Here is an 8,395-nt window from a genome sequence, read left to right as displayed (position 1 = left end):
CAACTCCGTGGCTATTTTCGCCCGTACCAAGTACCTTTGCCTGTTGCATGTTGTACCAAATGGTTCGCGGAAACTAATGACTGAAGGTGTTTTTTGACGGTATTACGGTTGGCGCTCGTGATAATGACCACTTGCCCAATTGTGATCTTGCCACGCTCTTTGGCGAACTCAAGTATCTGAACGGAAAGCTCAGGCAGCTTGTCGATTACAAGACGCTCGCGTTCGATTTTCTTTTCTAGATTTTTCTTCTGCTGCTGTAAGGAACGCAGAAAATAGATGATCCATGGCTGCCATTCGGGTGAATCGCTGCGAATTGTGCCTTGGGTACGACGCAGACCCCCTGCGTCAGGGATGTTGTCCGCTTCTCTACTTTTCTCTATTTCTCAGGTGGGCGGGATAGGATGATGACATGGGATATTCACCGGAACGCAAGGCTGCAGTGCTGAAGCGGATGCTGCCTCCAAACAACCTGCCTGTGCGGCAATTATCGCAGGAGGAAGGGATATCGGAGGCGACACTGCACCAGTGGCGGGCTCAACCCCGAAAACGAGATCAGCGCCTCTGAAATCAGAGACACCGCGTGAAATCGGCGGACAACTCCTTTGACAAACACCGGGATGAAAGAGATAGGAACAGCAGGGAACGCCTTTGATCGCTTCGGTGGGTTTGTCGTCGAAGCGAATGTCACGAAGAAGTAGAGACCAATATTCACTGCCTATTCGGCAACACACATTTGCAACTCCAGGGAACACAACAAGAACATATATCTCCGCCTTTGATAATTCACACTTCCTGTGGATAACTCAACTTAAAGGCAGGCAGTGAAAGATCAGTTTCTTGGAAGACGGGGTTCATCCTATAGCGTCACGCGCGGACACGCTCCTTGAGAGGTGTGTTTCGATCGATCTGGAGATCTATCCGAAGACCAATCGACTTCAAAGCTTTGCCGGAGTGCGTCATGGAGTGGAGGATTCTTGCGTTTACATGCAAGGTAGTCTCGATAGCGCGCTCCAATCCTTGGACCAATTCTCTGATCCAGCTGACTTCCTGCTTGGGCATAACTTCATCAACTTTGATGCTCGTCATTTGGAAGCGAACAAACGCGACCTGAGGCTGCTTGAAAAGCCGATGATTGACACCCTTTGGCTCAATCCACTCGCTTTCCCACGGAACCCTTACCATCATCTGGTGAAACACTATCAAGACGGCCGGCTTCAAGCTGGACACGTCAATGACCCTGAATTGGATGCAGAGCTTATCCTAACGGTTCTGGCCAATCAGGTGGAAACGCTCTCTGAGATCGATAGGACTGATCCGGAGATCACGCGCGCCTATCATTACTTGGCGACCAGTCTCCCTGCGAATGAAGGCTTTGACGCTGTCTTTGCTCATGTGAGGGGAGCCCAAAGACCAAGCACAATCGAAGGTCAGACGGCAATTCGCGGGCTCCTAAAAGGCCAAGCCTGCGAGCATCAGATTGAGACCGTTATCCCTGAAGCCGAAAGTGACGGCTGGCCGCTTGCTTATGCGCTTTCTTGGATTTCAGTGGCAGGCGGAGACTCTGTCATGGCACCCTGGGTACGGCACCAATTCCCCGAGGCGAGCCAGATCGTGCGGCGTTTGCGCGACAAACCGTGCAACGATCAATACTGTCGGTGGTGCCGTACGCAAAACGATCCGAAGGGGCTTCTCGATAGGTGGTTTGGCTTCCCCGACTTTAGGCCAAAGCCAGTAGGGCCAGATGGTCGTCCGCTCCAGGAAGCGATTGTGGCAGCGGCGATTGCCAAATCGTCAATCCTGGGCATTTTGCCGACCGGTACGGGAAAATCAGTGTGCTACCAATTGCCTGCGCTGTCGCAGTTTCAAAAGACCGGGGCACTCACCGTGGTTATCTCGCCTCTTGTCGCGTTAATGGCGGATCAGGTTGAAGGGATGCGCCGGCAGGGGATCACGTCCAGTGTAACAATAAATGGCATGCTCTCTTTGCCTGAAAGAAATGACGCACTGAACCAAGTCAGGCTTGGAAACGCGGCCATGCTGCTCATCTCTCCAGAGCAGCTTCGAAGCCCGTCTGTGCGCTCCGTTCTTAAACAGCGGGAAGTTGGCTACTGGGTGCTTGATGAGGCACATTGCGTCTCAAAGTGGGGGCACGATTTCCGACCGGACTACCGATATGTTGGTCGATTTATCAAAGAATACTCAGGTGATGAGCCACCCGCCCCAATCATCAATCTGACTGCCACGGCAAAACCTGACGTTATTCAAGATATTACGGCGCACTTTCGTGAGCGGCTTGGTCTCGATCTGCTACTGCTGGACGGAGGTGCAAAACGTGACAATCTTTCTTTCGAGATCATCCCGACGGACAAAGCTAAGAAGTTCGGCGATGTAGTTATGGTTCTCGAAGAAGCATTGCCGAAGAGTGGCTCTTCCGGAGCGATTATCTACTGTTCGACACGGTCATCTACCGAGAATGTTGCGGATTTTTTGAAAGAGCGCGGTTTCGCGGCCGCGTATTACCACGCGGGCCTTAAGCCTGAAGAAAAGCGCGACGTGCAAATGCAATTCGCAAGTGGCGAGCTGCGGGTCATTGCTGCCACCAATGCTTTTGGGATGGGCATTGATAAGCCAGACATCCGGCTTGTTGTGCACGCAGACATCCCGGGATCACTCGAGAACTACTTGCAAGAGGCGGGGCGCGCCGGCCGCGATCGCGATCACGCGAGATGCATCCTGCTCTTCAGTCGCGACGACATCGAACGTCAGTTCAGCTTGTCTGCCCGCTCCCGATTAGAAAAACGTGAAATTGGGGCAATTCTTAAGTCTCTGAGACGGTTGGATCGCCGGACCAAGCAAAAGGGAGAGGTGGTCGCCACGCCCGGTGAGATCGTTCGCGAAGAGAAAGAACTCGAGTTTGAACGTGACTCTACGACAGATGACACTCGGGTTAAGACGGCAGTTTCCTGGCTTGAGGAATCCGTCTTGCTGAGCCGCGAAGAGAACCGCACCCGGGTGTTTCCATCCTCCCTAAAAGTACGCACGCTGGAGGACGCTGGGAACATCATTGCCAAGGCCGACTTCACCGAAGGGTATCGTCTAAAGCTGAAATCCCTTGTTCAAAGCCTGATCAACGCCCCACCGGATCAGGGCATTTCCACCGATGAGCTATGCGGGATCGCAGGGTTTTCACCTGGACAAATGCGCAAGGCGCTCAATGACCTTGAAACCCTTGGAATTGCCTCAAATGATACGGCGATTACGATCTTTGTCCATTTGGGCGTTGAGGACTCCTCGGAAAAGCGTTTGCTTGAAGCCAATAGTCTCGAAAAAGACCTGATAGACAAAATTCGCGAATTTGCACCTGATCTGGAAATGGGCGTGTCATCGACACTCAATCTGAAGACCGCCTCGCAGGAGCTACGAGACGCGGGTCATGCCACCGTACGTCCAGATATTGTTGACCAGCTCCTACGCGGGGTCGCCAGAGATGGTCGCGACGATAGCGATGGTATTGGCAGTCTGCAGGTGCGAAAAATTGATAGGGAGCATCTTTCTGTTCAGCTTCGCCGAACATGGCAGGCGCTTTCGGTTACAGCCCAACTTAGGCGCCTAGCTGGACGAGTTTTGCTCAATGCACTCCAAGAAGCCGCCCCTGAGCGCACAAGAGGCAAGGATATCCAGATAGAAACGACGCTGGGGGCTCTGATGGAGGCTCTAAACAGCGACTTCGAACTGAGTAGCGCCGTTACAGATCCAACAAAGCTTCTCGATCGGGCACTCCTTTGGCTGCATGAACAAGGAGTAATAACCCTTGGAAAAGGCCTAACGATTTTTAGGTCGGCCATGACGATTAATCTTGAACCTGGTAGCCGCCTCTTTACAGAATCCGATTTCGAGCCGCTTAAACTTCACTATCAAGAGCAAGTTCTTCAAACTCATATTATGGCCACATACGCCGAACGTGGTTTGGAGTCTTTGAGCGATGCACTGAAGCTCGCGGACGAGTATTTCACATCCGATCGTGAAACGTTTGTTGAGAAATGGCTTCCGGGACGAAGCGCAGAGCTACGGCGACAGACGACGCCGGAATCATGGCGCACGATTGTCGAAGGCCTCGGAAACTCCATCCAGGCGCGCATCGTTGCAGATGACCGTGAGCAAACGAATGTCTTGGTTTTGGCGGGGCCGGGTTCTGGGAAGACACGAGTTCTCGTCCACAGAATTGCTTACCTTATTCGTGCAAAGCGTGAGAACCCGCGCGGAATTCTTGCGTTGGTCTATAATCGCCATGCCGCGACTGAAATCCGGCGACGACTTTTCGAACTCATCGGTGACGATGCGCGCGGTGTCACGATCTCCACCTGTCATGGTCTCGCCATGCGTATGGTTGGGGCCAGCTTTGCGAAGCAGGCTGAGAAGGTCAACAGCGTTGCTTTCGATGAAATCATGGGCCAAGCGGCGGCTCTTCTGAAGGGTGACGGGCTCTCGCGCGACGAGGCCGAAGCGCAGCGGGATACACTTATCGAGGGATATCGCTGGTTTCTGGTGGACGAATACCAGGATATCGGTCCTGAAGAATATGAACTCATTGCCGCTGTTGCGGGCCGCTCAATCGAAGACGAGGACCGGCGTCTCAGTTTGTTTGCTGTCGGCGATGACGACCAGAACATATATGCGTTCACTGGCGCTTCCGTGGAGTTTATTCGTCGGTTTGAAGAAGACTACAAAGCCCAGCCGACATATCTGGTAGAGAACTACCGCTCGACAGACACCATAATCCGTGCGTCGAACCAGGTTATCGCACCGGCATCCAATCGGATGAAAGCGGGTCATGACATCGATGTAAATCGGGCCCGTAAGAATGATCGGGCAGGTGGCGAGTTAGAGCGCCTCGACAATGTAGGTCGGGGACGCGTGCAAGTCCTAAAGGATGCGGGCGATCATCAGACTCAGGCAGTTCTTGCAGTTGAAGAGCTGGAGCGACTTTCTAAACTCGTGCCGGATTGGGATTGGGCTAAGACAGCGATTATTGCGCGCGACTGGAAGTATCTTCAGCCAGTGCGAAGTTATTGCGAGGCGCGTGGCATTCCCGTTCAGACAGCAAACGCTGATCTTCCGAATTTTTGGCGCCTTCGCGAAACTCAATCGCTTGTAAAATGGCTGAGAGGTCGGGATCGCTCGGGTCTTCATGTCTCGGAACTGTCCGGATGGATGGACGACCAACCGGAAGGACCCTGGTGGTCCATCCTAAGAGAAGGCGTAGACGAATTCGTGGATGAGGTTGGTGATCGCGAGACGGATCGCAAGGACATCCTGGAGTGGCTCGCCGAGTGGGGGCGTGACATCCGCAAGCGTCAAAGTGGGCTGCTTCTGCTATCGGCTCACCGGGCCAAAGGACTAGAGTTTGACGACGTCGTGGTTCTCGATGGTGCTTGGGATAGACAATCTAAGGGGGAAGACCGCGACGCAGCCCGGCGGCTCCACTATGTGGCGATGACGCGCGCCCGTCGCAGCTTGGCTCTCGTCACAATTGGGAGCCGCCATCCAATCCTAGATGGGCTCAATGACGAGCCATTTTTGACCCGCCCGCGAGGCCATGGTGCCGTTGATGTTTCAGAGTGCGGAAAACATTATCGAACACTTGATCCTTCAGAGGTCGATTTGAGCTTCGCTGGTAGGCTTTACGATGGCAACGCCTCACTGCAGGCTCTTGAACGGCTCAACGCTGGTGATCCAGTCTTCTTAAGACAGCTGGCGAACAGCTGGCAGCTGACCGATCGAGACGGAATTTTAGTTTGTCGATTGGCCAAGAAATTTACCCCGCCGCCGAACGCCACGTTCCTTCATGGCACAGTTTACGCAATTACGACGCGCGTGCGTGACGACTCTGCCGAAGAGTATCAGCCTTCGCTTAAGAGAGATGAGTGGAGCGTTGTGCTGCCTGAGTTGGTCTTCGCGCCTTCCTCACCTCAGTAGCTGAAAGCGTAGCAGCCCCCGCTGATAACCAAAGAACTCATGCCGAAGATGCGCGCGACGGGGAACCTAGACAAACTCGATCCAACCCGGCGTGCCGAGCTCGTTGCCTCTCTAGAGGCTGTTCTAAATCTTGGCGAATAGCAGCTGACCAACTTAGCCGATCAACAAAGAACCGGAGTGTATCAGCCAAAATAGGGCTAGCGGTTTCTAAGTGCCTCGCACTTTAACAGGGGCTGTTATCATCGTCCTCATAGCAATCCTCTTTGGCTGCTCTGGGCTTGAACTCAGGCACCAGGACGTCGGGTTTTTGTTTGTGTCTCGTATGGGTCAGCCGGATGGCCAAACGCACAGGGTCCTCGGCAGCCAAGTGAAAATTCTGCCTCAGATCATTCAGTTGACGGGCATGGGCCTCGTCCAGATTGAGCATAATTGTGTGTCGCATAGCGACCTCCTTTCTTAGGTTACTGGTTGAATTCAGGACCATTGTCTCGGTCGCGCCCGCGCTGCCGGTCGCGATTGCGCGTTCGAGGTTTCCGCACTTTCGTCTCCGGTACGCGGCCAACGGACATGGCATGCGCAATATCGCGAAACAGCGTTTCGAGCGTGTCCCGCTGACTTCTGCGGACGGCGACGAACGTGCGCTGCAAAGCCCGCCGTCTCTGAATCAGCGCTTGCCGCTCAGCGCGGTCTCGAACTTGCTCCGGACCAATCTCAGCCTCGTTGATCTGCCTGATCTTTCGGTTCTTGCCGGAAATCCAACGCCAAAGACCACGCAGACCGCGCGGGGTTCACGCGGCGCGCTTTCGATCTTCGGTGATGCGGCGCGTCTCTTGGGCATCTTTCATCTGCGCGCGCCTTTCTATGTCGCTCGACAATCTGTTCTCGCTGAAACTGAAGGGTAAGGTTCGCCTGTTTTGCCTTGGCATGCGCGTCCTCAGCCCATGCCTGTAGCTTCGGAGGCAGAAGTGCACCGATAAATGCCTTCGTTTCGTCCACAGATAGCAACTGATGAGGATCGCCGAGCCGGGATTTCAATTCCTTGACTTTTGCTCCACACGCGCGGGACAGTGAGTGTGTTTCTCCCTTCCAATTGACCGCAACGAAATTGCGTCGATCACCATGCGCAAGCCAGAGTCCTTTCTCACGTAGAGCAGCTTCGAAACTCTCGCGACTATCTGAGATATTTCAACACTCCCGCAGCAGAACTTTGGTCTGTTTTGGGTTCAGGCCCGTCCGCTTGGCTTTTTGCCAGTCTTCCAAAGTGAATTTGAGGGGATCACGCTTTCTTGGATCGCGAAGCCCTTCGGGCATCGGCCAGCCTTGCTCTAGGAAGAGCTGCTTTGAGATCGTCGTCAGTTTGCGCTTATAGAAGGAAAGGTTGATCGCCTTCATTTCTGCGCCGTCAATCTTGGACCAAACAGCGTGTGCATGGCGACGCCCTTCTTTCTCATGGAAGACAATGGCGCGCGGTTGAGCGTCGAGCCCAAGCTCTTGCTCAATTCGACTGATCGCAGCCTCGAAGACTTCGACGCCGACATCCGCAAACTCGGATGGGTGCCCCCATCACCAGCCAGATCGGCTGGCGCGGCGTAACGATACGCATCGTTTTTTGGAAGCGTCGCTGGAAATCAGATTTTGATCATTTGGAGATCGCCGCCATGAACGACGCACCAATCCCCATCACAGAAACTGGCTACCGCTCGTATTTCTTGCCTGATGGGATCGTCGAAGAGCATGGCGGGCAAGAAGCTTATGTTTTCACTTGTCTCGACCATGAAGCCGACAGCGAGGCATGGAAAAAACGTGAAGAGGCATCGCGCCAGATGTCTCTCTATTGGAGCGCATCCTACCTAGCGGGGTTTCGTCCTATTTCCTCGGATACAGGGCACTCAATGGGCATGATAAGTGCGGAACAGTGATACATTATAGTAGATCAAAATGCTCCAATGATCTATATTAATAGATCACGACTTGCTTGGCGTGCTGAAGATGTGATACATTATTTTATATCAAGTGTGGTTCTTGATATGTGAAGGTAGATCAGAAGATGAGTTACGCTAGTGAAAATATCGCGGAAGCCTTGAAGGAAGCGCGCGAAAACAAAGGGTTAAGCCAAAGAGAGCTTAGCGCTCGCTCAGGCGTGCCGCAATCGCACATCTCAAAGATCGAGAGCAATGCGGTTGACCTGCGGCTCTCAAGCCTTGCATCACTTGCCCATGCGCTTGACCTTGAACTGACGATGATACCAAGAAAATCGGCACCGGCAGTCAGATCGATTGTGCGCAGTACAGGCAGTCATAAGCCTCAAAGCAATAACGATGCATTGCGCGAGCTTGCGCGCGCGCAACGTGCTCTTGATGCACTGCCCAAGGCTTTGCATGAGAGCCCTGCGATGCAAACACTGCAAAGACAATTTCAA

General features: G+C 53.5%; 7 protein-coding genes and 1 pseudogene. 6 read left to right on the top strand and 2 right to left on the bottom strand.

Annotated features, from left to right (window positions below; translation table 11 throughout):
* Window positions 1-409: 409 nt before the first annotated feature.
* Window positions 410-538, top strand: a pseudogene (locus Q1B15_RS18835) (transposase); the annotation flags it as partial.
* Between the two features lie 590 nt (window positions 539-1,128).
* Entirely contained in the window at window positions 1,129-5,976 is a 4,848-nt protein-coding gene (locus Q1B15_RS18830; RefSeq protein ID WP_299756673.1) for a RecQ family ATP-dependent DNA helicase, read from the top strand.
* 223 nt (window positions 5,977-6,199) lie between these two features.
* Here Q1B15_RS18830 and Q1B15_RS18825 read toward each other — a convergent pair whose 3' ends face one another.
* Window positions 6,200-6,418 (bottom strand): hypothetical protein, encoded by a 219-nt coding sequence (locus Q1B15_RS18825; protein WP_299756671.1) that lies wholly within the window; start codon window positions 6,416-6,418, stop codon window positions 6,200-6,202.
* 130 nt (window positions 6,419-6,548) lie between these two features.
* On the opposite strand from Q1B15_RS18825, the gene Q1B15_RS18820 reads away from it, so the two are divergent.
* Window positions 6,549-6,878: a hypothetical protein gene (locus tag Q1B15_RS18820; RefSeq protein ID WP_299756669.1), complete on the top strand. Its 330-nt coding sequence runs from the start codon at window positions 6,549-6,551 to the stop codon at window positions 6,876-6,878.
* 283 nt (window positions 6,879-7,161) lie between these two features.
* Here Q1B15_RS18820 and Q1B15_RS18815 read toward each other — a convergent pair whose 3' ends face one another.
* The gene (locus Q1B15_RS18815) at window positions 7,162-7,368 is read right to left on the bottom strand and encodes a hypothetical protein (protein WP_299756667.1); all 207 of its coding nucleotides are present in this window, start codon (window positions 7,366-7,368) and stop codon (window positions 7,162-7,164) included.
* A 36-nt stretch (window positions 7,369-7,404) separates the two neighbouring features.
* On the opposite strand from Q1B15_RS18815, the gene Q1B15_RS18810 reads away from it, so the two are divergent.
* The 3 genes from Q1B15_RS18810 to Q1B15_RS18800 all read left to right on the top strand — a co-directional run.
* The gene (locus tag Q1B15_RS18810) at window positions 7,405-7,569 is read left to right on the top strand and encodes a hypothetical protein (protein WP_299756664.1); all 165 of its coding nucleotides are present in this window, start codon (window positions 7,405-7,407) and stop codon (window positions 7,567-7,569) included.
* A 65-nt stretch (window positions 7,570-7,634) separates the two neighbouring features.
* Window positions 7,635-7,895, top strand: coding sequence for a hypothetical protein (locus Q1B15_RS18805; protein ID WP_299756661.1), 261 nt, complete (start codon window positions 7,635-7,637; stop codon window positions 7,893-7,895).
* 128 nt (window positions 7,896-8,023) lie between these two features.
* The coding region (locus Q1B15_RS18800; RefSeq protein ID WP_299756659.1) for a helix-turn-helix transcriptional regulator at window positions 8,024-8,395 on the top strand (372 nt) is incomplete at its 3' end.

This window comes from uncultured Boseongicola sp. (genome assembly GCF_937988555.1).
Taxonomy (GTDB): domain Bacteria; phylum Pseudomonadota; class Alphaproteobacteria; order Rhodobacterales; family Rhodobacteraceae; genus Boseongicola.
The sequence above is the reverse complement of the archived record's forward strand: the minus strand, read 5'-3'. Positions and strand labels throughout refer to the sequence as shown.